A 24,716-nucleotide genomic window follows, 5' to 3' on the forward strand; every position below is an offset into this window, starting at 1 on the left:
TTTAATTAACAATTTGTTCTCTAATATTTAAATTCTCTTTTAAGCAATTATATCCTTTACCAAAAAATAAAAGTAAAATAAAACCCAATGTCATTTTTAGTCTCGATTTCAGTTTTATATCGTTTAAAAAAAGCAGTTCAAAAACAAAAGTTTTGTATTGATTTAATACTTTTATTCGGGAATCAATTAGACATAATTCATAAATTGTACTTGAAATTCGAAATGATAAATACTCATTTATTTTTCTTTTGTCTTGAACATTTTGCAATGAAATCAACTTTAAAGCTTTATCGAAAAAAATAATTTTTGATTCAAGACTAGACTTTTTATTTAGACTGTTTTGTGTAATACTCTCGCTACCTCTCCTTATTGAAAAAAGAAAGTCGGGCATATAATCAAATTTAGGAAAATTGAGCAACATTCTTAAATGAAAATCTGATTCATGTGAATCTGATAACGATTCATCAAAAAGATCTTTATTTAATAAAAAAACTTTCCTCCACAATGGTGAACCAGTAAAAAAATAAAGATTTTTAACAAGGTAACTAAGAATTAAACTATCCTTTGGATTTCGATTAGCTAAATTTTTTTCAATCTTATTAGAATTAGAAAAAAAGGTAAGTGACTGGCATGCACAAAAATCAAGTAATTTATACTGTTGTAAAACTCCAACCTGTTTTTCTAAAAAGTCAGGATGCATAATATCATCACTATCAAACCATTTTATAAACTCACCTTGGCTCAATTCGAAACCATAATTTCTACAAGCATTGGCACCTTTAATTCTATCTGTAGGTCTTTGATGATATTGAAATCTATTATCTTTTTTTATATAATCATCAATAAGAATAGCTGTATCATCTGTACTTCCATCATCAACTATGATACATTCCCAGTTCTCATAAGTTTGTTTTAATACAGAATCCAGTGTTTCTCCTATAAGATGTGCTCGGTTGTAAGTTGGGATTATGATGGAAACTAAACTATTCAAAATTTAAATAATTTGAATTAATATGAATATTTCTATTTCGACTAACTTCAATTCGTTTAACAGTTTTATTTAAAACATGCAATTGTTTTAAAAATCCCACAAGCTTTATAAAGTCAAGTTTGAAAAAATTGTACAATATAATTTTATAAATTTTTTTTCTTTCGCTTGAGACATTTTTACCTATAAAATCTATATTTATATCAGCATATTTAACAGCTATTTCTTTTATATACGTATCAAAATATTTTTTAGAAAATAATTTAACCTGTTCAGATTTTGGTTTATTACTATCATGTCTTATATATGTATTAGGTGCCACTCCTATTCTCATATTATGATACAATAATCTCTGACAATAATTATTATCTTCTCCATAATGATAAAAAAGAGGATCAAATCCCCCTATTTTATTTATTGTATTTATTGGTAAAAGCCATGCTGCTGCTTGGACAAAATCTATATCGTAAATCTTTTTTTGTGGATTTCCTAAAACAAAATCAGAGTAAAAAGATCTTGAGCCATCCTCAGACATAAATCTAAAAAAATAATTTTCAAGTAGCTTCCCTGAATAATCTAATTGAACAGGACTTAAAATTCCATACTCAGGATTGTTCAATGATAAAGCTACTAAATCCTCAATAGTCTTTTTATTTACAAAGGCATCTTGATTTAACAAAAAAACGAAGTCAGCATTTTGACTTAAAGCATAACTCATTCCTAAATTATTCGCTTTACCAAAACCTAAATTATCTGTTTGTTCAAATATTGTTATCTCACTAAATTTATCTTTTACGAATGTGATTGTTTCATCTGAACTATTATTATCAATAACCACAACTGAAACTGGAATTGAACTATTTAAAACACTGCTTAAACATTCATCAATCCATTTCATTCCATTATAAGTGACAATAACAACAAACACCTTATTCATAGATGACTAATTTTCAATTATTTAAAAATTCGTTTAATAAAATTTACAACTAAAAAATCTGTAATCGATATCATTAAAAAAACACCTTTCACTTTGTCATTATTATTAATATAAAAAAGCCCTAATTTATATTTATATTCCATTAGAAACTGATTATTTATTTTCGCTATTCTTTTGAAATTTATAAGATTCATTTTTTTAAAAAAATAAGCACAACATTCTCTAAAACAAATATTAACTTCTATTTTAAATTCCAAAGGCTTACTATCAAATCCTGATGTAATCACACTATGAGAATGAAACCTAAAATTATTTAAAGGTTTCTCTATAAAAGCAACTTTATTATTTGCTATAATTTTCAAGTAGAATAACCAATCACCATTATACTTTAATAATGGATTTAAATCAAGATGACTATTTTTAATTAAGCCATTTTTTCTAAAAATTACTGCTGCAGCATTAGGGATAACATTTCTATAAATCAAAAATTTTTCTATAAACTCATTCCCATCAAAAACAAAATCCCTAAGAAATAAATCTCTATCTAAATCACTTGTTTGATTTAACCAATTCCCAGTTACAGTTCCTTTTCCATCTACCCGATTCGATTGACAATATGATAAAACTACCTTATCATTTTCTATTAATGGTTTACTTACTTCTTCTAAAAAATTATAATCACAAAAATCATCCGATTCCGCTATCCATATAAATTCTCCTCTTGCCAGAGCGATTCCTCTATTCCATTGTACAAAAGTATTTCCAGCATTTATTTCATTAAAAACACAATGACTGGCTTTAGGATGCTGACTGTATTGGTTAAGAATATATCTACTATTATCTGTACTACAATCATCTAATACTATTACTTCAAAATTAGGGTAAGTTTGATTGAAAATGCTATCCAATCTCTCTTTTAAGTATTTTTCGTGATTGTAATTTGGAACAATTACAGAAATTAATGGTAAAATGCTTTTCATCATTCTACATTTATTCAAACTTATTTTTAAAAACTGTAAGCCCTAAAAAAGTTTTGCAAAACAAATCAATTACAAACTTTTTACTTTTTAATTTTCTTGATCTTTCCTTTGTCTCTATTTCTCTTAATGCAACAACTTTTGCGTATTCATTATGAAACAATTTACTATGTTTTTTTACAATATAGTCTTGGTTCAAAAAGACCATGCTATCAGTAAATGAATGAATCATGGATTTATTTGAAACAAAATATTTAAAAGTAATCTCATGTAAATTAAAAAAAACAGTATCTATACTACTTAAAGACACCCAAAATTCCCAGTCTTCATGACCTTGATGCGGCATATTTTCATCATAACCACCTACTTTTCTCCACAAATCTTTTTTAAAAATGGCACATGCATCGATATAATTATGCGCTAACATTTTTTGTAGATTAAAATCGTCGATTTTCCACAATCCCTCTCTTCCTCCAAAATATTCGGCATAACCATGCACAACTCCAACATTTAAATTATTTTTAAAAACTTTCAATGCCTTTTCTCCAAAATCTCTTTCTACAAGATTATCTGAATCCAAAGGTAATATATAAATCCCTTTTGCTCTTTCTATACCATAATTTCGAGTTTTACCTAAGCCTTCGTTTTCTTTTGAATAATATTTAAATCTGCTATCTTTTGTAACCCATTTTAAAGCTATTTCCTCTGTTTTATCTCTAGAACCATCATTTATAATCAAAGCTTCCCATTCTTGAAAATTTTGACTAACTACCGATTCTAAGGTCGCTTCTAAAGTAGCCTCCGAATTGAAACAGGGAATGATTATGGATAAAATTGGGCTCATAATTTATTTCTTTCTTGCAACAACAACATAATTTATTGTGTTTATTGTATTAAAATCTTTTTGGTCTAAATAACTAAAAATCCTATTTACTAAAACATATAATCTCAATTTACGGAATAAATATTTGATCCCTTTAGCAATTGTATTTGCATTAGAATTTTTAAACCCTAAAGTATGATTAATCATTTGCCCTAAGGTTGCCCATGCACCACCATTTGGGGTAATTTCAATTATTTCAAACCCAGCTTTCTCTAAAATATATCTAAAACCGTGTTTTGTAAATCTAAAAAAATCATACGGTTCTTCGTGTAAATGCCAATAGAAAGGTCCCGAAAGTATAAAATACCCATCTGATTTCAACAGACGATAGGCTTCATTCACCATTTCTTGATGATCTTCTATATGTTCTATCGCTTGTGTAGAAATAATTGTTTCGAAACTATCGCTTTCGAGAGGAATATTAATGGCCTCGCATAAAATATCCACTTTATTTGAACTAGATTGTACAATATCACAACCTATATATTCTGAAATTTTTCCTTTAAGCCAGATTTCATAAGGTTTATTACCACAACCAATATCCAATAATTTACCTTTAGCATATTTTTGAATCGCCGTCTTTAATTCTTTGTGAAAAAATAAGTATACTAAATAATCACTATTTGAAATATCATTTTTTTCAACACTATCTAATCGAATAAGATTTTCTTCTCTCTTCATCTTAGCTTAGATTTTATTCGTTTTAAATAATACTTTAATAATTTAGGGGGGCTGTTTACTAGTTTTTCAAATTTATCAGCTTTTTTTTCAAATTTATCAGCTTTCGCACATTTGTATTCAAATAATGAAGGGTGTACGTATGTGTTTTGATATTGACTTTTTTCTTTTGCTATTAATTCATAAAGTGAATTATTTATTTCTGTTTCTTTGATAAAAATCAAAATATTTTGCCTGTACCACCAACTGATTTTGTTATTATTCCAAATTTTATGTCTTAAAAAATCAACACATTCATAACCATTTTTAGCAAAAATATCAATCCAATAGTCATTATATTGTTCGTTATAATGTAAAGTCCCTTCTTGGCCTGGAATTGCTGCCGAAAACAATATAATATCACCATGTAAGCACATTGATTCTATAAATTTTTCTGCATTTTCAGGCAAAATATGCTCAGCTACTTCTAAAGAAGTTACCAAATCATATTTCTTATGCAAATCATATTTTAAATTTAAATCATAAGATTTAAATTTTTGACTTTGGATAACCAAATCTTTAGTATCAACATAATCTCCATCAATACCAAAAACTTCACATTGATTTTCTTCAAATATTTTCAACCAAGATCCTAGTCCACAACCTACATCCAAAACCGTTTTAGGTCTAAAATAGGACAAAAAAAGAGGTATAATCTCAACGGCCGAAGATATTGAGTTCTGAAAGTGTACTGCATGAAAATTATCATTATAGTTTTCTGGTGTCATATTTTTAGAGTTTTCTACCTTGCTTTGTATTTATTATATAACAAACCCCATTTACTGTTTGAGAAATTCTTAAAGGCAAATTATTTTTTGATAAATAATCATGTACTGCTCGTGAGCATCCATCCCAAGCATAGTAATCATCTATTATAATTATACCACCTTCTGCAACCAATGGATATAAATTTTCTAAACAAACCATAGTTGAATCATACCAATCCCCGTCTAGGCGTAAAATAGCAATTGGTTCTGATATCTTAGTATTTGGTATTGTATTGTCAAACCACCCTTTAACAATAATATGGTTTTCTGAATTAGCCAATTTCATTGCTTTTTCTGCAAATAACATTTCTGCTTTACAATTGTCCAAACCAACACCATCGTTTGTTTCTTGCCATATTTTTGCAGCTTCGCCATCATTTTCTTTTACATCAGGTAATCCTTCAAAACTATCAAATAAAATACATTTTCTTTTTTTTCCTATATAATCAAAAATACCTGCAATCATACCACCTCGCCAAACACCACATTCAACAACACAACCATCAATTAAATTAATACTATCACATAATAATAGATTATCAGTATAGATTCCCAACGGAATCATGCTGAATTCTTTATATTTTATATATATATCTTTAGCTCTATTTTTTTTTAAAACCTTTTTTAAAGCTCTATAAACTTTCTTCATAATATTTAGTTATTCTTATTCAAAAAATGACCATTTCCCTTCATCAATATACTGACAAACATTATTTTGCCAACCCCATTCTGGTTCTTTTTGGTTTATCATTTCCACTTCAAAACTACAACAATCAAATTCTTGAAATTTTTCTCTTGTTTTGGAGTTTGCTAAATGAATCTTTAAATAATAACTTCCTTTATAAAGACGTAGATTATCAAACTCATAACCAATTTTATTAATCCCATTTTTTCTGCAAATTGGTGTATTATTATCAAAAACATAAGCAAATAAAATTGCTTTATTTAGGTTGTCTATTATTTGAAAAGAAAGCGATAAATTTTCATAATCCTCATTTGGCATTTCGATTTCAAAATTGACCTTAAATGATTTACCGTTTGCTTGTAATGTTCCACCTTCTGATGTTAAAATTTCTACTTTTGTTATCGACGGTACATTCAACAATGGCTTTTGAACAAAAAGATTTTCAGAAATTTGTAAAGACGAATAAATTGCAATTGCCTTATCAGTTTCTTCATAAGCAACAATTTTACCATTCGAAAGTACAATTGTCTTCTTAGTAAGAGTACTTATTGCACTTAAATCATGACTAACAAACAAAACAGTACGACCTCCTCCTCTTGAAATATCCTGCATTTTACCTATTGCTTTCTTTTGAAACTCAGCATCCCCAACGGCCAAAACCTCATCGATTACCAAAATTTCGGGTTCTAAAAAAGCTGCTACAGCAAAAGCAAGACGAACAGTCATTCCGCTACTGTATCTTTTTACTGGAGTATCAATGTAGCGTTCACAACCTGAAAATTCAATAATCTCGTCTAACTTGGAAGTAATCTCATTTTTGGTCATTCCGAGAATTGCTCCATTCAGGAAAATATTCTCTCGTCCAGTTAATTCAGGATTAAATCCTGTGCCTACTTCAAGCAAAGAGGCAATACGTCCACGGGATTTTATACTTCCTGTAGTGGGTGCCGTAACCTTAGATAATATCTTCAATAGAGTCGATTTTCCTGCACCATTTTTACCAATGATCCCTAGAACTTCACCACGTGCAACTTCAAAATTAATGTCTTTCAAAGCCCAAACATATTCACTTGATCCCTTAGTACTACGGTCATTGGTCTCACCAATTTTCAAATATGGGTCTTCCTTCCCTCGAATTTGATGCCACCAACGGTTCAAGTCATGACTCAAAGTCCCCGTACCTACTTGTCCAAGACGGTATTGCTTAGAAATGTTTTCAGCTTTTAATATAATTTCTTTACTCATATTGGGGTTGTGAATTCTCGTTTCTATGATATTGATCTTTGTTCTCCTTTAAACAGTATCTATAAACCTTTTTTCAGTTTTATTAAAAATTAGTAAACCAACAAAAAATACAACTAGTGTAACCAAAAAGGTGTAGCCTAATCCTAAAAATGAAATATGTCCGACATCAAGTAACATATAACGTGTGGTTTCTATCAAGTAAGCTAGCGGATTATACTCAACTAACCAACCATAAGAAGGAAGCTTCTCCTTAATTAAAACCATCGGATACATAACAGCCGAGAGATACATCAGCAACTGCACACCAAAACCTATCAAATAATTAAAATCTCTATATTTTGTAACTAATGAAGAGATTAACATCCCAAATCCAAGTCCTAAAACACCCATCAACAAAATGAGCAAAGGGAAAAATACAATTGAAGGATTCAAACCAATAGTTACACCTTTAAAATAATAAAAAAGATATAAAACAATAAATATCCCACATTGAATCCCAAACTTCAATAAATTAGAGATTACTATTGAAATGGGCACTATAACTCTTGGAAAATATACCTTCCCAAAAATATTTGCATTACTTCTGAACGTATCTGAAGTCCCATTAAGACAGGCTGTAAAATAATTCCAAACTGTTATGCCTGCGAGATTAAATAAGAATGGAGGTATAGTACCTGTATCAATTCCAGCCACATTATTAAAAATAATGGTAAATATAATAGAGGTAAATAGAGGTTGAATCAAATACCATAATGGTCCTAATACAGTTTGTTTATAAACCGTAACAATATCTCTTTTCACAAAAAGAAATAGCAAATCACGGTATTGCCAAACTTCTTTTAGGTTAAGTGAAAAAAAATTATTTTTGGGTGTTATTTCAAACAACCAAGGCTTGTGCGTAGTATTCATTTTTTAGAGTAAAAGCTTAAATTATAGTTTAAATAAAATTGTTTCTTCTTAATAATTTTTACTTTTCTTGATACTTTAAAATAAAAAGCAAAGATACAATTTATATAGTTTAATTAACAGATTGGGAATTTTGCATTATAAGGTTTTCCTAATATTATAATGCCTATTTCGATTAGTCCATTACAAAAATTCGACAACAAATTTATAATCTCAATCTCATTGAAGTATTAAAGAATAATTACAGAAAACAATCTTAATCAAAAAAGGTTTACAAATAAACTTTGTAAACCTTTTAATCTATCTTTAAGTCATTTTTATTTATCCAAAACTTCAAAAGTTGAATTCATACTTATAAACTCTGGGACGATTGTTTTCATTTTTGCAACAATATCATCATTGTTAAAGAAATTTGCAATTCCTATCAATTCATTTATTTCACTATGTAAATTTTCAAATTCATCTTGAATTTCTTCAGCAATCATTATCTTTTCATGATACGTTGGAATCGTTTTTGAAGTATCATTAAGTAACTCTTCATATAATTTTTCTCCTGGACGTAATCCAACTATTTCAATCTTAATATCTTTATCTGGAATGAAACCTGCCAACTTGATCATTTTTTTAGCCAAATCAATAATCTTAACTGGTTTACCCATATCAAAAATATAAATCTCGCCTCCATTACCCATAGCGCCAGCTTCAAGCACTAACTGACATGCCTCTGGTATCGTCATGAAATAGCGTATAATATCTGGATGTGTAATAGTAACAGGGCCCCCATTAGCAATTTGTTTGGTAAACAAAGGCACTACAGATCCATTAGATCCCAAAACATTTCCAAAACGAGTAGTTATGAATTTTGTAGTTTTTTCATTGCTCTTTTTTGAGTTCTTAATTTGCAAGGATTGCACATATTTTTCAGCAATTCTTTTACTGGCCCCCATAACATTACTCGGATTTACAGCTTTGTCAGTAGATACCATCACAAATTTAATTACACTGTGTTCACAGGCTAAATCGGCTAAATTTTTAGTTCCTTCAATATTAGTCAAAATGGCCTGAGATGGATTTTCTTCCATCAAAGGGACATGTTTATAAGCTGCAGCATGAAAAACAACCTGTGGTTTGTATGATTTAAACACTTTAGACATAGCTTCATAATTCCTAACATCGGCAATCACATTATGAATTTTTGACGTATAGTGATTTTTTTGTAATTCAAGACTCAAATGATGTAAAGGTGTCTCAGCCTGATCCAAAATGATCACTTTTTTGGGATTAAAACTCAATACCTGTCTTACAATCTCACTCCCTATAGATCCTGCAGCACCAGATATCATAACTGTTTTATCTTTTAATTGCTTAGAAATCGATTTATTATCTAAAACAATTGGTTTTCTTTCCAATAAATCTTCAATTTGAATGTTCTTTACCTTTTGGGAAATTTCCTTTTGATTTTCCCAATCAGAAATCAAAGGAACAGTAAAAACTTTATAATTAAACTCTAAACATTGATCTACAATGATCAATTGCTCTTCTTTTCCTAAACTTTTATCGGCTATAATAACAGCCTCAGCACCAACAGAACGCATTAAAGATGGCAACTTTTTCTTTTGGACTAGTATTGGTAAATCCAACATTCGCTTAGATGCATTTTGATTGTTCCTATCTACGAATCCTACAATTTTAAAACGAGTTGGTGTTTCAAATTTTAAAGCATTAGCTACTGATATGGCATTCGCATCGGTTCCATAAATGATAGCTCGGATTAATTTAGTTGGGCTTTTTTCCGAAAAATAAAGTTCAAATGTTTGCTTTACTACTACGCGATACAAAAACAACCCACAAAAAGAAAGTACAACATTTATAAAAAGCGCAGTGGTCAAAAAAGCTCTCTCATCATACAATAACTCGTATGAAAAATTAAAAAAGAGAAAAACGACCAAAACTGACATCTGAGAAAACAAAAGCTTAACAGCATCTATATAAGAAGAATGCCGTATAATTCCAGAATAAGTTCTAAACAACCAAAAAAAGAAAACATTAACGCCAAAAAATGAACACACAAATAATACATCATGTGTTGTAATGATGTATTTTAAACCAGTACCTCTAAAAATAAGAAGCGTAAAAAAAAAGGAAACTATTAAAACTGAAAAATCAATCATAACAATAATCCATCTCGGAAGATAGCTTAAATTATGAATGCTTAATTTCAAATTGGCTCTTGAAAAAAATCCAGAAATAAAAGAGTCGTTATTCATGTTTTATAATATCATGTTTTATAATGCTTAACTTTTCTATAAAATTAAGACGAAACAGCAAAAATACAAATTAAATTCAATGTAGAATTTAATTAACAATGCAGAATTTAATTTTACAAAAAAATATTCCAAATAATGTAATAATGTGTAGTAATCGATTCAAAAAATAATTTTTATTTACAATCTATAAAATAATCCTTTTCTTTCAAATTTAGGATTTAATTTTTAATAAAACTTAATGCTTTCTAAATTGGCTTTTAAAAAACAAAAAAACAATAGTCTTGATAATAATTTTTAAATCTCCGAAGAAACTTTGGTGGTAATAATATTCTAAATTCATTTTTACTTTATCAGGAAAAAGCACTTGATCATTATATAATAAAGGCGAAATTTGATTTTCTAGCAGCTTGTCTTCATTGAAATATTTTAAGGAAGCTAAACTGGTTAAACCCGGTTTTAACTCTAAAATTTTTCGATTTTCTCCTTCCAATAAGTCATAATATCCAGAAATATCGGGTCTTGGACCTACAATACTCATCTCCCCTTTTAAAACATTAAACAGCTGAGGCAATTCATCTAATTTAAAGTTCCTAAGTATCCTTCCCATTCTTGATATTTGAAATTCGCCTGAATCATGAATCTTTTGAATAGTTCGAAATTTATGAATTTTGAAACATTTGCCATATAATCCAATACGTTCTTGATTAAAAACTCCGTTGGTACGTGTATCAATAACAGCTATAATCCAAGAAATCAATAATATCCAAGAAAGAGAAAAGAGTGCTAGCACAGAAAATAAAATATCAAAAAATCGCTTTAAAGTTAATCTCAAATTACAGTAATTATATTTATTATCTAAGCTATTTAAATTTGTGATAAAATACCTAATATTCAAATTTAAAAAATAGTATACCAGTTTTTTATACTATAAAAACCGTTTAAGCATTTACTAGACTTACTTTTTGAACAACTTTTTTTCTAATCCACAAATAAGTTAATATTTCAATCACCAAAAAAGAAATAACAATAGGAAGTGACAAATCCCCTTTGCTATCCAAATAAATGATACCTACATTTATTACAATCTGAACACCTGCATAAATAAACGATACCAAAATATGTGAATATCCTAATTCATTTGCTAAATATTGGTACAGATGTGATCGATGAGGTTCAAAAATATTTTCCTTCTTTTTGATACGGGTAAAAATAGTAATTATACCATCAATTCCATAAACCGATAAAAAAAGTAAATAACCAATTTGCCCTGATAGCAAAATAGTTTTGATCATAAAATATCCCAAAAACAGTGCCATACTAATACTCCCAACATCACCTGCAAATGTTTTAGCTTTTTTTCTAACATTAAAAATTCCAAAGACACAACATGACAATCCCATAGTGATTAATAGAGTAAGACAATCTTTGTTTATAGATAAAAAAGAGAAACTAACTACAGTAACAAACGCATACAATACTGTTATTCCATTAATTCCGTCCATAAAATTAAAGACATTTACCCAGCCTATAAGCAAAATGAAAATAATAGGTAAAATCCAAATAGCTTGATTAAACAAATTTAAATCATAAAAAACCAAACAAATCGCTATTGCATGAGAAGCAAATCGAGGCAACTGAGACAAAGGTTTTATATCATCTATAAAACTTACAACTGCCACCAAAACCACAGCTAAAACGACTACCCAAGAAACATATCCTAAAAAAGCAGCAATTAAAATTGCGATAGGAAAAATAATCCCTCCTCCTCGCAGAGTAATAGATGAATGAGAAGAACGACTATTGGGTTTATCTATAATATTGTAATGATCGGCAATTTTGAAATAAATCAATTCAATACCTATAAATAAAAGGAGTAATATAATGTAAATCATATAAAGTACTAACTGTTTTCTAAAATAGATATTCATCTCTTTTTAGAATTTGATTTTTTTAAAACTGAATTTTTAACTAGAGTTTGTTTTTCAAAAGTCCCAAAAGATATTCCCCATACCCAGATTTCTTCAACGGTTCTGCCAAATCTCTTAATTGGTGTTCGTTTATAAAACCTTGCCTCCAAGCAATTTCTTCAATACAACCTACTTTTAACCCTTGACGTTCTTCCAAAACCTGAACAAATTGACCAGCTTGCATTAAACTATTAAAAGTTCCAGTATCCAGCCAAGCCGTACCTCGGCTCAAAATACCAACTTTTAGAGCGCCTTTTTCTAAGTACACTTTATTTACATCGGTAATTTCATATTCGCCTCTTGCACTTGGTTTGATATTCTTTGCAATTTCTACAACCGAATTATCATAAAAATACAATCCAGGAACCGCATAATTGGATTTAGGCTCCAATGGCTTTTCTTCTATAGAAAGTGCTTTTAGGTTTTTATCAAACTCTACTACACCATATCTTTCTGGATCCGAAACATGATAGGCAAAAACAACTCCTCCCACTGGTTCCGTATTTGACTGCAAAAGTTCATGCATATTAGCGCCAAAGAAAATATTGTCTCCCAAAACTAAAGCAACAGAATCCGAACCGATAAATTCTTCTCCGATCACAAAAGCCTGTGCCAAACCATTTGGAATTGCCTGCTCTTCATAACTGAATTGGCATCCAATTGTCGACCCATCCCCTAATAATTTTTTAAAATTAGGCAAATCGTGGGGAGTCGAAATAATTAATATTTCATTGATTCCCGCCATCATCAAAGTCGACAATGGATAATAAATCATTGGTTTGTCATAAACAGGCATCATTTGCTTACTCATAGCAAGCGTTAAAGGATGCAATCGAGTACCGGATCCTCCGGCAAGTATAATTCCTTTCATATGTTTTTTGTAGTGAGTTGTATGAGTTTGAGTTATCAATTGTTTCTAGTATTACTTTTACTTCTTGGATTAGAATTTCGACTAATACCTAATCTCTCTTCAATAATTCAATGCATCTAACCAAACTCTCTTTATAATCTGGAACAACAACATCAAAAGTTTTTTTAATCTTGGTTTTATCCAATAAAGAGTATTGTGGACGTTTTGCTGGTGTAGGATAACCCGAAGATGGAATCCCATTAATTACACAATCAAAGCCACCTATTTCTTGAATCATCAAAGCAAATTCATACCAACTGATTTCTCCTTCGTTAGAGAAATTATAAATTCCAGATTGCCAATGGTCATGTGTAATAATTGTCATTATGGCTTGTGCTAAATCGGCTGCATAGGTTGGACTCCCTATTTGATCGTTGACCACATTCAAAGAGTCCCTTTCTTGCATCAAACGAGACATCGTTTTTACAAAATTTGCCCCAAAACTCGAGTATACCCATGAAGTCCTAACGATAATCGCAGTTGGATTTTCTTCCAAACAGGCTTTTTCACCAGCCAATTTAGTTACCCCATAGACATTAATTGGTTTTGTTGGTACAGATTCATCTAGTGCTGTAGCCACAGTACCATCAAAAACATAATCTGTAGAAATATGTATCAATTTAGAGCCGTTGATTTCACTCCATTTTGCCATTATAGCAACGGCTTGATGATTTAAAACATCAGCTAATTCAAACTCCGATTCAGCTTTATCTACGGCTGTATGCGCTGCACAATTAATTATGAACTGTGGATTGATATTGGATAATTTAGAAGCTATTTTTTCTAAGTCACACAAATCCAATTCAGTTCTATCGGTAAAAATCCATTCAAATTGACTATAGTTTTGGGACAAAACATTCAATTCCGAACCCAATTGCCCATTGGCACCAGTAACTAGTATTTTTTTCATTAAAACTGACTATTACAATTAGCAAAATCAGGTAAAACCAAATCCTTTTCGGATACAATCGCATCCTCCAAATCCATTCCCCAATCGACATTTAAGATTTCATCATCATAGCGGATTCCTCCTTCACTTTGTTTGTTATAAAACTGATCGCATTTGTACATCACAACAGCGGTTTCACTCAAAACAGAAAATCCATGAGCAAAACCTTGGGGTACAAATAATTGCTTTTTATTTTCAGCAGTTAGCTTAATACCAAAATGCTTTCCATAAGTAGGAGAATCTTTTCTCAAATCGACCGCCACATCTATGATTTCCCCCTCTAAAACACGTACTAGTTTAGTTTGTGCAAATGGAGGATTTTGATAATGCAATCCTCTAAGAGTTCCTTTTTTTGAAAAAGATTGATTGTCTTGTACGAAATCAATATCGATTCCTAAATCTTTAAATTTAATTTTACTGTAAGCCTCAAAAAAATAACCTCTTTCATCACCAAAAACAGTTGGCTCGACAACTACTAAATCCTTAATAAATGTTTGTTCTATTGTCATTTTTTATTCTTTTTTTTTAAATGATTCTAATGTTATCAGTAATCCTTTCTTCACGCTTAATGGCAAAGGTTTCCCTATAGTCGTTACTAACTTTTGGTTACTTACCACATAATTCTCCGTTAACTTTTGCAAACGTTCAGAATTTAAGGGCAAATAACAATAATTCCCTAAATTGGCTAATCCTTTAATCAAAGAAACAGGGATTGACCAAATTCTACTTTTTTTCCCTAAACATGTTCCAAAAAGCTCAATTAGTTCATTAGTTGATAATGATTCATCATCAGCTATTTGATAGACACCTCTAGGTATTGAACTGTTTTCTAATAATTCTTTTATAACAAAACAAAGATTTTCTATACTTAGAAATGATCTTTGATTCTTAAAAGATCCTAAGGGCCAAGGCAATCCTTTTGAAACTAATTGATATAATAAATTAAGATTTCCTTTATTTCCCGGACCATGAATCATACATGGTCTAAGTATATAAACTCTTTTATCTTTAGGTAATTCCTTATTCAATATATATAGCTCTGCCTGGTGCTTAGCAATACCATAATGCGTCTTTGGATTTGGAATTACATCTTCAGTTAAAACTCCATCCGCTTTGTCTGCGACAGCTTTAACTGTACTCATAAAAACAAACACAGTAGCATTCGAGTCCAAAAATGCATCAAACAGTTGTTTAGTCAGTTCGAAATTAGCTTCATAATAATCGTTTGGTTTTGAAACTTTTTTTAAATCATGTGCTTTCCCTCCAAGATGAATTAAAAAGTCTGCTTCAATTTCAAATTCCTGATTAGGAATATAACGAACACTCAATGGTTCTATTTCATATGATTCTTTTAAATAATTTTGAAGGTTAGCCCCTACAAACCCAGTAGATCCAGTAATTGCAATTTTAGTCATTAGCTTTTTAATATGGATTCTAAATTATCTAAACATTTTGTCATCGTAAAATTCTCTTCAAAATATTGAAACCCATTTTTTCCAAGAATATATCGGTCCTCATTATCCATTTCGTACAATTTAATTATCCCTTTAGCTAATTCTTTGGAATCTCCAGCATTAACAGAGAATCCACATTTTGCTTCATTAATAATCGCAGCTCCTTCTCCATTTAACATACCTAAAATTGGTTTTTGAGTACATAAATATGCTTGCAATTTTGCTGGAACTGTTACATTAAAAATCAATTCATCTTTTAGCGATACTAATAAAACATCTGCTTGGGTAAAAAAAGTTTTCATAGCATCCAGAGGAAACCTTCCTAAAAAATGCACTGTTTTATTTAAATTATTTTCATTAACAAAATCCTCTAATTGTATCTTACTTCTTCCATCTCCAACAAAAACAAAATGAATATCTAATTTTTCTTTAAGAATTAAGGCTGCTTTAATTATTGAATTAACATCTTGTGCTACACCAATATTTCCAGCAAAAAGAATTTTAAACCCCTTCGGCAATTCAGGAATTGGATAATTAGAATTACCCTTTAAAATAGAATCCTCAGCCCAATTAGGGAAATAAAGTAATTTTTCATTATAATCCCCTTTTACTAAAATTGACTCTTTGAATCCTTCCGAACTGATTAAAATTTTATCAGATTTATCATAAATATACTTTACCATTTTCGTAAAAAATGACAGGACTGTTTTATTTGTGATTCCACCTGCTGAAGTAAGGCTTTCAGGCCATAAATCCAATACCCAAAAATAAAGAGGAATCTTTTGAATTTTTTTGACTACAATTGCAGGAAAACCTTGAGTTATGGGAGATGGTTCGTGTACTAAAACTGCATCAAATTTAGATTGGAAAGCTAAAGATAAAGCTCGAAAAGAAGCAAAAAAAGCCCAACTAAAGTAATTTAAAAAAAGTCTAATTCCACCCCCTTTTCCTCTCGGAATTAAAAGTGTCCTAATAACCTTTACTCCATTTATAACTTCTTTACGTTTTTTAAAAAAACCATAGCTATTATAAATTTTACCTTCGGGATAATTTGGCAATCCAGTCAAAACGGTAACATCATGTCCTCTTTTAACAAGTTCAAAAGCAATATCATTGCTTTTGAAATTTTCTGGAAAAAAATATTGTGTAACTAATAATATTTTCATCCTATAATTCTCTCCAGACTACGCGCTTCACATAATCGGTATAACTCAAAATAATACGAACCATTTTCTCTGAAACATTTGGCATTGAGTAATCAGCAACTGGTCTAAAGTTTCTTTCTTCTCCAACTTTTTGATATTGAAGTTGTACTAATCCTTGCATAATTCTTTCTGGGCTTAAACCTACCATCATAACAGAAGTTTCTTCCATTGCTTCTGGTCTTTCATGAGCATCCCTGATATTAAGGGCTCTAAAATTCAATACTGATGATTCTTCCGAGATTGTTCCTGAATCTGATAAAACAGCAAAAGATTTCATTTGCAAAGCGTTGTAATCATTAAATCCTAATGGTTTTAAAAATTGCACATTTTTATGCATTTGAATATTCTTTTTCTCAATCATATTTCGAGTTCGAGGATGCGTACTTACAATAATTGGATAATTGTATTTTTCAGCAATAAGATTCAAACTGTCCATTAAACCTTGAAAATTTACTTCACTGTTAATATTTTCCTCTCTATGCGATGACACAACAAAAAACTTACCTTCTTCCAATTCTAATCTTTCTAATACATCAGAAGATTCAATAGATGGCAGATAATGATTTAAAACTTCAAACATTGGTGAACCTGTTTTTATGATTCTATCAGCAGGTAAACCTTCTCTTAGTAAATACTCTCTGGCTATATCACTGTAAGTTAAGTTAATATCAGAAGTATGGTCTACAATTTTCCTGTTAGTTTCTTCTGGTACACGCTGATCGAAGCAACGATTTCCAGCTTCCATATGAAAAATTGGAATGTGTCTTTTCTTTGCTGGTATTGCACACAAGCAACTATTAGTATCTCCTAAAACTAAAAAAGCATCTGGTTTTTCAGATTCTAGTAAAGGATCTATTTTTATTAAAATTTGCCCAACTGTTTCTGTGGCCGTTGCTCCAGCTGCATTTAAAAAAAAATCTGGTTTACGAATTCCCAAATCATCAAAGAATATTTGATTTAATTCATAATCATAATTTTGCCCAGTGTGTACAATAATATGCTCAATTGCATCGGAATTATCTAAAGCTGCCATAACTCTGGAAAGACGTATAATTTCAGGTCTTGTCCCAACAACAGTCATTACTTTTAATTGTGATTTCATTATATAGAAGAAATAATTATTTTTTAAACATTTTCAAAATAAGTATCTGGGTCATTCGGATCATAGAATTCATTTATCCAAAAATTAGTATATAAAACTTCATTCCCAATATTTTTTATATTATGTGTGTACCAAATTGGCATATCCACATACGCTGGTTCATCTCCATCCAAATAAAAATCTAAAACCTCATCGGTACCGATTTGGCGTAACTGAATTAAGGCTTTTCCTTTAATTACTGCAAAACGCTCTATTTTTCTTGTATGATAATGATTCCCACGAGTTATTCCAGGTACTGTTGTTGAAAATGAAACTTGCCCCCCAACTCCCAAACGTATAATCTCAACAAATGAGCCTCGCAGATCCGTATGCTCAACAAATTTTACAGGAAAATGATTTTTTATATCCATGTAGCAACGAAAAGTATTGAACAAATTGAGCTCAAATGTGTTATTGATACTTGGAATAATACCTTTCTCTTGATATTCTGATTTATATTTTTCTAATAAACTCAAAATCTGAGAAACCTTAGATTCTGAAGTATGTTTAACCAATACTTCCGGATTTCCTTTTCTTGCTCTTATTTCAGAAAGCATTCTATCAACCAATTCTCCAACATAAATCAATTTTAAATCCCCATCTACATCAATCGTTGGTATTTCATTATGCGATAATTTATGACAAAAAGTAGCAATTACAGAATTATAATTTGGATATCCGAAAGGCCCAAAAACATTTGGAATAATCATTCCTGTAAATTCACCTTCTGAACTGTTAGCCCAATCAATCATTAATTCTCTTCCTTCTTTCTTCGACTTACCATAAAGATTATCCCTTTCTTCTTGAGTTGATGAAGAAAAAAGAACATGAGCCTTACTTCCTGTTGCTTTAAGAGAATTTACTAATTTTTGTACCAACCCAAGATTTGTATCATAGATAACTTGTGGATCATTATGACGATTCATAGCAGCTAAATGCACTATTACGTCACATTCAGCTACAAAATCATTTAATTTACTTTCTTCTTCAAAATATTCTTTTCGAAAATCAATTCTCTCAAATTCTTCGGTAAATAAACCGATTGTATTATATAAGTGTTTTCCAACAAAACCTGCTTGACCAGTAATACCTACTTTTAACATTAACTTATTTAAATTTTAAAATATTCAATATCGTATCTATACTCGTCTTTAGTCTCTCCTAATAAATAATCAGCCATAACCAATAACTTAGAATTAAGTTCTAAGGATTGAATACTACTGATATATCCGCTAGGAACATGTATTACATTTAATTTTTCGGAATCAACTATATAGGTAAAATTTTCCAAATCTACAGATGGCTTTTCCCAATTATCAATTTTAATTAATTGAATTTTAAAACTTCCGCTAACAGCAGAAAACCATCTTTGTTCTATTTGATGTCCTTGCCATCCTCTTACAAATTGAACATCTTTATTTTCGATTACGTATATTCTTTTAATTAAAGAAGCATCAAAATCATTATTATATAATAAATTGCCACGTTGGTCAGAATGACAATTGCCGATAATTAGTTTTGGTATCATTTATTTATTTTTTAACCTGGCATTTGTGCAACATCTTCTCCAAAAACCTCTTTTCGAATGAGTGGCAATGTCGATAAAAGTTTTTTCATTCCTTCAACTCCTTGCTGCTCCGTATTATGAGAGTGATAATCTTCTATTAATGAGACATCTTCTTCCCCTTCAGAAAAATACTGTGCATAATTCAAATCACGATTATCCGCAGGAATACGGTAAAACTCTCCCATATCTTCAGCTTTAACCATTTCTTCACGAGTACATAAAGTCTCATATAATTTTTCACCGTGGCGAGTTCCAATGATTTTTATCTCATTATTTGAATTACAAAGTTCTTTCAATGCTTGAGCTAAATCTCCAATAGTTCCAGCTGGAGCTTTATTAACAAATAAATCCCCTGGATTACCATTCTCGAAAGCAAATAAAACCAATTCCACAGCTTCATCCAATGACATTAAAAAACGGGTCATATTAGGATCTGTAATAGTAATAGGGTTATTCTCTTTTATTTGCTTTAAAAATAAAGGAATCACTGAGCCCCTAGAAGCCATTACGTTTCCATACCTTGTTAAACAAACAGTAGTATCAGTTAAATTTCTAGAAGCTGCCACTGCTACTTTTTCCATCAAAGCTTTTGATATTCCCATAGCATTAATAGGATAAGCGGCCTTATCTGTACTTAAACAAATTACTTTTTTTACTTTATTGATTCCGGCTGCATCAATTACATTTTGTGTTCCAAAAACGTTCGTTTTGGTAGCTTCTAAAGGAAAAAATTCACATGAAGGAACTTGTTTTAATGCTGCTGCATGAAACACATAATCCACACCTCGCATGGCACGTTCTACACTATTGAAGTCTCTTACGTCACCAATATAAAACTTAAGTTTATCGTTTTTTAATTGATTACGCATATCATCTTGTTTTTTCTCATCACGAGAAAAAATACGTATTTCACTAAAATGATCAGTATGAAGAAAACGATTTAAGACGGCATGACCAAATGAACCAGTTCCTCCTGTTATTAAAAGTACTTTATTTTTTATTATCATTGTTGATTTATTTTAAAAATCTTATTTTTTTCTATTTGTGATGGATAATTTATTAAAACCGCTTTATAAGGACCTTTGAACACAAATAAGCTCCCTGCCGCTACACCTATTACACCATGATTATCAATAACTTTTTCGATATCTTCCAAAGAGCCAGCTCCTCCCAACACTGTCATCGGTAAAGTTGTTTTCTCTCTAACTTTGGCAATTAAATCTAAATCATAACCTTTCATTTGCCCATCTTTATCAATAGAATTAATTACAATTTCGCCAGCTCCTAATTTTTGCGCTTCATCTACAAATTTAAAAGGGTTAATTCCTGTAGCTTTTTTTCCATTATGAGTATATACCTCATATCCTCCAAATAATTTCTTTTTAACATCCAAAACTACAATAACACTTTGAGCTCCTACTCGCTCAGAAATTTCAGTAATCAGTTTTGGATTTTGCAAAACTGCCGAACTCAAAGCTATTTTTTCAATACCAAGACTAAATATCCTTTGAGCCTGTTCTATTGTTTTAACTCCCCCTCCATAACATAAAGGCATCATAGACTGACTGGCCAATCTTTCAATCAGACTATAATTAGGTTCTTTTCCTAATACTGTTGCATCAATATCAAATATCGCTAATTCATCAACTTCTTTTTCATTAAAAATTTTAACAGCATTAATAGGATCTCCTACATATTTAGGATTTTTAAAGTTTACCGTTTTTACCAATCCATTTTCATGAACTAATAAACTTGGAATTATTCTTGGTCTAAGCATGTTTATAGTTTTGCAAAATTATGTAATAAGGTTTCTCCATAATGATGACTCTTCTCAGGATGGAATTGAATCCCATAAATATTTTCATGATTTGCAGCACAGGCAAATTCACCACCGTAATCTGATGTAGCCAAAATATCAGAAGCATTATTACACTCGAAATAATAGGAATGTAAAAAATAAAAAAGGGCATCTTTTTCCAACCCTTTAAACAATGGGGAAGAAATTACTGGATTTACATCATTCCAACCCATATGTGGAAGTCTTGTAACTTGTTTAATTTTTGTCTCATCAAATTTTTTTATCGAGGCATCAATCCAACCTAGCCCCGCTAATTTACCTTCATCACTTAAATTACCCATCATCTGCATTCCAACACAAATACCAATAACTGGTATCTTTTTAATCATTACTAATTCATCAAGTTTTTCACGCATTCCAGATTTTATTAACTCAGACATTGCATGATCAAAATGACCAACTCCTGGCAAAATTATTTTCTTTGCATCTTCTAAATCTGCAACAGTTCTAGCAATCTTGGTTGGAACATTCACTCTTTTGTAAACATTTACAAAAGCATTAATATTACCTACGCCATAATCAATAATTGTTATCATCTAAATAATCGTTTTTCAAGTCCTAATTTCTGCATCATCTTTGCACCAAAACCTATTATTTTTATTTTATTTTTATAATCATGAAAAGTTTTATTTTCACCTTCAAAAATTTCTTGTAGTTGTTGAACAGTCAAATCTAATTTATCCGCAACATAATCAAATTCTTTTAGTAAAAACTCTTCGCTTAACTCAGGTCTTGAAATTCGATCTAATGCTTCTTCTCTTGTCATTTGTCCAGTAAGAATCAAACTTGAAAAATGGGCTCGTCTTTTTTGAAAACCAAATTTTCTTGGTAACCAATAATCTTCATAAAAACGAGTAAATCTAGATTCATGATGTTTATGCTGAAATGGTTCCCAACCAAACTTATCGATTAATAACTTTTCTGCATCAGCTTTAATATAAGGAAGTAAATTCAAGGGCTTAAAAACCTGCATTCCCAAAACATAACGATAATAGATTTTATAACTCAAAATATCCACTAACGGAAAAGTCTTAAGCGGACGTTTACCAAATTTAGAATGAATATCTTTTACAAGCATGGTATCGATACCTGGAAAGCCTCCCCATTCTTCGGGTTCTCTGCAACATTCTGTCGAGAAATTTCCACCTGTCAAAACATACTTAATTTTATTTTTCTTAGCAAATTTATATAAACCCGAAAAGAAAGCATAGTCTTGAGGCAAGTCCTGATCTGCAATTTGTGACTTAAGAAATGCAACTTGAAGATCTTTCATTTCTTCCCAATTAATTACATCAGTATATAAATCTAATCTAAGACCATTGCATAGCTTTTCAATATTACCAACAGCTTTATCTGTATTCCAACCTGCATCGACATGAAATAATAATGGTCTCAAACCCATAACTTCTTTTGCGATATATGCTACGTATGAGCTATCCAGACCACCACTTAAACCAATAATACAATCGAAATCTTTTCCTTTGCCTTCGTTTTTAATTTTCGCAGCCACATGCATTAATTCTTCGTGACCTTTTTTATCAGTATGCCAATTTGGCTTAATGGTTTCAATATAATTGGTATAATAATCGCTCTCACCCACCTCATTAAAAACTATTTTTGGATCTGTAGTATCCATAATAGTCTTTGTACAAATTTGATATTTTTGTTTATCCATTTCTTTTTTATTTAAAACTCCTAAATTTCAGTTGAAAAACTGACCTAGTAAATATTACTCTTGACCATAATTTTAATAAAAATGGCCTTTTTACAATACTGGCATTGTTAGTGTGAACTCTTCTACTCAAAGTAAATTCATCACAATGTGTATTTGATCTTACCAAGTTTGCTGCAGTTGCTATCCATAAATCGTGAGATTCAACATAAATTGGAATCGGAAGAATTAATTCTTTTAGTTCTTTTTTAAAAGCCATTGCACAACCATAATAATTTTCTTTCCCTATAAATATATCTATAATATTTCTTAAATTTTTAGTCGAATTTTTTGACTTAACTCCATCAATTACATGATCTATAATTTCTCCTTGAGAATTAATAAAATTTGTATTGGAAGAGACTAATAATGAATTACTTTTTATTAATTCGTTAATTAATATACTAGCTCTATCTTTTAGCCATATATCATCCTGATCAGACATAAAAATGATATCATTTTTAGTTAAACTAATCGCTCTACCAAAAGTAAAAACATGTCCTTTATTAGTATCATTTTTAAAAATCTTAATTCTAGAATCATTAATTGACTCTATTTTTTTTATAGTATCATCCTTTGAACAATCATCCACAATTATTATTTCATCACTTTCATTTAATTGATTTAAAATTGACTCTAATTGTTGTTCAATAAATTCTGCTCCATTATACGAAGCCATACAGACACTTATTCTCATTATATCTTATCTTTTTTTCCTTTCTTATTCAATAAACCATCCCAAATTGCTTGAAAATAATTAACGACATATTCCCTTTTACCTTTTACCAATAAGATTACCAATAAATTATGCACTAATGCTGATACAATTTCCTTCAACCCCATAAGAAAAGGTACATCTACATTTCTCATAAACAAAAATGAATTTCTTACCTTATAATAGGATCTTAAAGGACTATGTATAAACAATCTAATAAAATGTAAATTTATAGATCTATCCCCAATAGTATGAGTCATCTTTGCTTTCGGATTAACTAAAATCGGAACGCCTTTGGAATGACATCGTAAACTCCATTCTGTATCTACAAAATCAATAAAATAATCCTCATTCATAAATCCAACAATATCAAACACTTCTTTACTAGCTAAACTACCTGAAGAAATAATAACATCAGCAGTGTAAATTTCATCATTATCTGGAAATTCAATTTCTTTAAGTAATCCAAAACTATTTAATTTATAACTTGGAAATCGAAAGCCGTGTTCTTTATCATAAAATACAGGTGAAACAACCATTGGTTGATTTCTTATTAAGGGACTTGTCAAATTAGAGATAAAATAATTATCAATTTCTGAATCTTGATCAAAAAAAACTAAGATTTCAGCATCCCTATCTATTGCGTATCGAATCCCAATATTTTGAGCTTTTGCTATACCGTAATTTTCATTAAGATTTATTAAATCAACTCCTAAATCTTCTGATAAATCTTTTATATAACAATCTATAGTATTATCCACTAAGACCACATTTGTTTTACTAAACAATAAAGCCTGACAGATTCTAAATAAATTATCAACATCCGGATTATAGCAAACAATAACGCAATAAATATTCATTTATAAT

The 24,716-nt window shown here is 30.1% G+C and carries 26 protein-coding genes; all 26 read right to left on the reverse strand.

Translation table 11 applies throughout. The features are described 5' to 3' along the window. Position 1: 1 nt before the first annotated feature. A complete protein-coding gene (locus OZP08_RS19470) occupies positions 2 to 991 on the reverse strand; it encodes a glycosyltransferase family 2 protein (protein ID WP_281322653.1) in 990 nt (329 codons plus the stop codon). Continuing rightward, positions 984 to 1,925 (reverse strand): glycosyltransferase family 2 protein, encoded by a 942-nt coding sequence (locus OZP08_RS19475; RefSeq protein WP_281322654.1) that lies wholly within the window; start codon positions 1,923 to 1,925, stop codon positions 984 to 986. Before OZP08_RS19475 ends, OZP08_RS19470 begins: the two co-directional genes overlap by 8 nt. Positions 1,926 to 1,942: 17 nt before the next feature. After that, positions 1,943 to 2,905 carry a glycosyltransferase family 2 protein gene (locus tag OZP08_RS19480; protein ID WP_281322655.1) on the reverse strand — a complete coding sequence of 321 codons (963 nt, stop codon included), beginning with the start codon at positions 2,903 to 2,905 and terminating at the stop codon, positions 1,943 to 1,945. A gap of 10 nt (positions 2,906 to 2,915) precedes the next feature. After that, positions 2,916 to 3,746: a glycosyltransferase family 2 protein gene (locus OZP08_RS19485; protein WP_268847685.1), complete on the reverse strand. Its 831-nt coding sequence runs from the start codon at positions 3,744 to 3,746 to the stop codon at positions 2,916 to 2,918. A 3-nt stretch (positions 3,747 to 3,749) separates the two neighbouring features. Then, positions 3,750 to 4,466, reverse strand: coding sequence for a class I SAM-dependent methyltransferase (locus OZP08_RS19490; protein ID WP_281322656.1), 717 nt, complete (start codon positions 4,464 to 4,466; stop codon positions 3,750 to 3,752). After that, positions 4,463 to 5,230, reverse strand: a complete 768-nt coding sequence (locus tag OZP08_RS19495) for a class I SAM-dependent methyltransferase (protein ID WP_281322657.1) — start codon at positions 5,228 to 5,230, stop codon at positions 4,463 to 4,465. Before OZP08_RS19495 ends, OZP08_RS19490 begins: the two co-directional genes overlap by 4 nt. Positions 5,231 to 5,234: 4 nt before the next feature. Then, complete coding sequence (locus OZP08_RS19500) at positions 5,235 to 5,918, reverse strand: TylF/MycF/NovP-related O-methyltransferase (RefSeq protein WP_281322658.1); 684 nt, start codon at positions 5,916 to 5,918, stop codon at positions 5,235 to 5,237. Positions 5,919 to 5,933: 15 nt separating this feature from the next. Next, positions 5,934 to 7,199, reverse strand: coding sequence for an ABC transporter ATP-binding protein (locus OZP08_RS19505; RefSeq protein WP_281322659.1), 1,266 nt, complete (start codon positions 7,197 to 7,199; stop codon positions 5,934 to 5,936). Between the two features lie 48 nt (positions 7,200 to 7,247). Then, entirely contained in the window at positions 7,248 to 8,108 is an 861-nt protein-coding gene (locus OZP08_RS19510) for an ABC transporter permease (RefSeq protein ID WP_268847689.1), read from the reverse strand. A 314-nt stretch (positions 8,109 to 8,422) separates the two neighbouring features. Then, the gene (locus tag OZP08_RS19515) at positions 8,423 to 10,372 is read right to left on the reverse strand and encodes a polysaccharide biosynthesis protein (protein ID WP_281322660.1); all 1,950 of its coding nucleotides are present in this window, start codon (positions 10,370 to 10,372) and stop codon (positions 8,423 to 8,425) included. A gap of 235 nt (positions 10,373 to 10,607) precedes the next feature. Further along, a complete protein-coding gene (locus OZP08_RS19520; protein WP_281322661.1) occupies positions 10,608 to 11,204 on the reverse strand; it encodes a sugar transferase in 597 nt (198 codons plus the stop codon). A 106-nt stretch (positions 11,205 to 11,310) separates the two neighbouring features. Then, a complete protein-coding gene (locus tag OZP08_RS19525; protein ID WP_281322662.1) occupies positions 11,311 to 12,300 on the reverse strand; it encodes an MraY family glycosyltransferase in 990 nt (329 codons plus the stop codon). A 40-nt stretch (positions 12,301 to 12,340) separates the two neighbouring features. Continuing rightward, positions 12,341 to 13,210, reverse strand: coding sequence for a glucose-1-phosphate thymidylyltransferase RfbA (gene rfbA, locus OZP08_RS19530; RefSeq protein ID WP_268847693.1), 870 nt, complete (start codon positions 13,208 to 13,210; stop codon positions 12,341 to 12,343). An 88-nt stretch (positions 13,211 to 13,298) separates the two neighbouring features. Next, complete coding sequence (gene rfbD, locus OZP08_RS19535; protein ID WP_281322663.1) at positions 13,299 to 14,159, reverse strand: dTDP-4-dehydrorhamnose reductase; 861 nt, start codon at positions 14,157 to 14,159, stop codon at positions 13,299 to 13,301. Next, entirely contained in the window at positions 14,159 to 14,707 is a 549-nt protein-coding gene (rfbC, locus tag OZP08_RS19540) for a dTDP-4-dehydrorhamnose 3,5-epimerase (protein WP_281322664.1), read from the reverse strand. The genes rfbD and rfbC overlap by 1 nt, the downstream gene beginning before the upstream one ends. Before the next feature lie 3 nt (positions 14,708 to 14,710). Next, positions 14,711 to 15,613: an NAD-dependent epimerase/dehydratase family protein gene (locus tag OZP08_RS19545; protein WP_281322665.1), complete on the reverse strand. Its 903-nt coding sequence runs from the start codon at positions 15,611 to 15,613 to the stop codon at positions 14,711 to 14,713. Next, on the reverse strand, positions 15,613 to 16,818 hold the full coding sequence (locus OZP08_RS19550) for a glycosyltransferase family 4 protein (RefSeq protein ID WP_281322666.1): 1,206 nt from the start codon (positions 16,816 to 16,818) through the stop codon (positions 15,613 to 15,615). The genes OZP08_RS19545 and OZP08_RS19550 overlap by 1 nt, the downstream gene beginning before the upstream one ends. Before the next feature lies 1 nt (position 16,819). Further along, a complete protein-coding gene (wecB, locus tag OZP08_RS19555) occupies positions 16,820 to 17,959 on the reverse strand; it encodes a non-hydrolyzing UDP-N-acetylglucosamine 2-epimerase (protein WP_281322667.1) in 1,140 nt (379 codons plus the stop codon). Between the two features lie 23 nt (positions 17,960 to 17,982). After that, positions 17,983 to 19,101, reverse strand: a complete 1,119-nt coding sequence (locus OZP08_RS19560; RefSeq protein WP_281322668.1) for a polysaccharide biosynthesis C-terminal domain-containing protein — start codon at positions 19,099 to 19,101, stop codon at positions 17,983 to 17,985. Between the two features lie 8 nt (positions 19,102 to 19,109). Continuing rightward, positions 19,110 to 19,526, reverse strand: a complete 417-nt coding sequence (locus tag OZP08_RS19565) for a WxcM-like domain-containing protein (RefSeq protein ID WP_268847696.1) — start codon at positions 19,524 to 19,526, stop codon at positions 19,110 to 19,112. Positions 19,527 to 19,537: 11 nt separating this feature from the next. Beyond that, positions 19,538 to 20,572 carry a polysaccharide biosynthesis protein gene (locus OZP08_RS19570; protein ID WP_281322669.1) on the reverse strand — a complete coding sequence of 345 codons (1,035 nt, stop codon included), beginning with the start codon at positions 20,570 to 20,572 and terminating at the stop codon, positions 19,538 to 19,540. After that, positions 20,569 to 21,342, reverse strand: a complete 774-nt coding sequence (locus OZP08_RS19575) for an AglZ/HisF2 family acetamidino modification protein (RefSeq protein ID WP_281322670.1) — start codon at positions 21,340 to 21,342, stop codon at positions 20,569 to 20,571. The genes OZP08_RS19570 and OZP08_RS19575 overlap by 4 nt, the downstream gene beginning before the upstream one ends. Before the next feature lie 2 nt (positions 21,343 to 21,344). Beyond that, complete coding sequence (gene hisH / locus OZP08_RS19580) at positions 21,345 to 21,959, reverse strand: imidazole glycerol phosphate synthase subunit HisH (protein WP_268847697.1); 615 nt, start codon at positions 21,957 to 21,959, stop codon at positions 21,345 to 21,347. Then, a complete protein-coding gene (locus tag OZP08_RS19585) occupies positions 21,956 to 23,098 on the reverse strand; it encodes an N-acetyl sugar amidotransferase (protein WP_281322671.1) in 1,143 nt (380 codons plus the stop codon). Before OZP08_RS19585 ends, hisH begins: the two co-directional genes overlap by 4 nt. A gap of 7 nt (positions 23,099 to 23,105) precedes the next feature. Beyond that, a complete protein-coding gene (locus tag OZP08_RS19590) occupies positions 23,106 to 23,831 on the reverse strand; it encodes a glycosyltransferase (RefSeq protein ID WP_281322672.1) in 726 nt (241 codons plus the stop codon). After that, a complete protein-coding gene (locus OZP08_RS19595; protein WP_281322673.1) occupies positions 23,831 to 24,709 on the reverse strand; it encodes a rhamnosyltransferase in 879 nt (292 codons plus the stop codon). The genes OZP08_RS19590 and OZP08_RS19595 overlap by 1 nt, the downstream gene beginning before the upstream one ends. Positions 24,710 to 24,716: the final 7 nt, after the last annotated feature.

Source organism: Flavobacterium aestivum (assembly GCF_026870175.2).
Lineage (GTDB): Bacteria > Bacteroidota > Bacteroidia > Flavobacteriales > Flavobacteriaceae > Flavobacterium > Flavobacterium aestivum.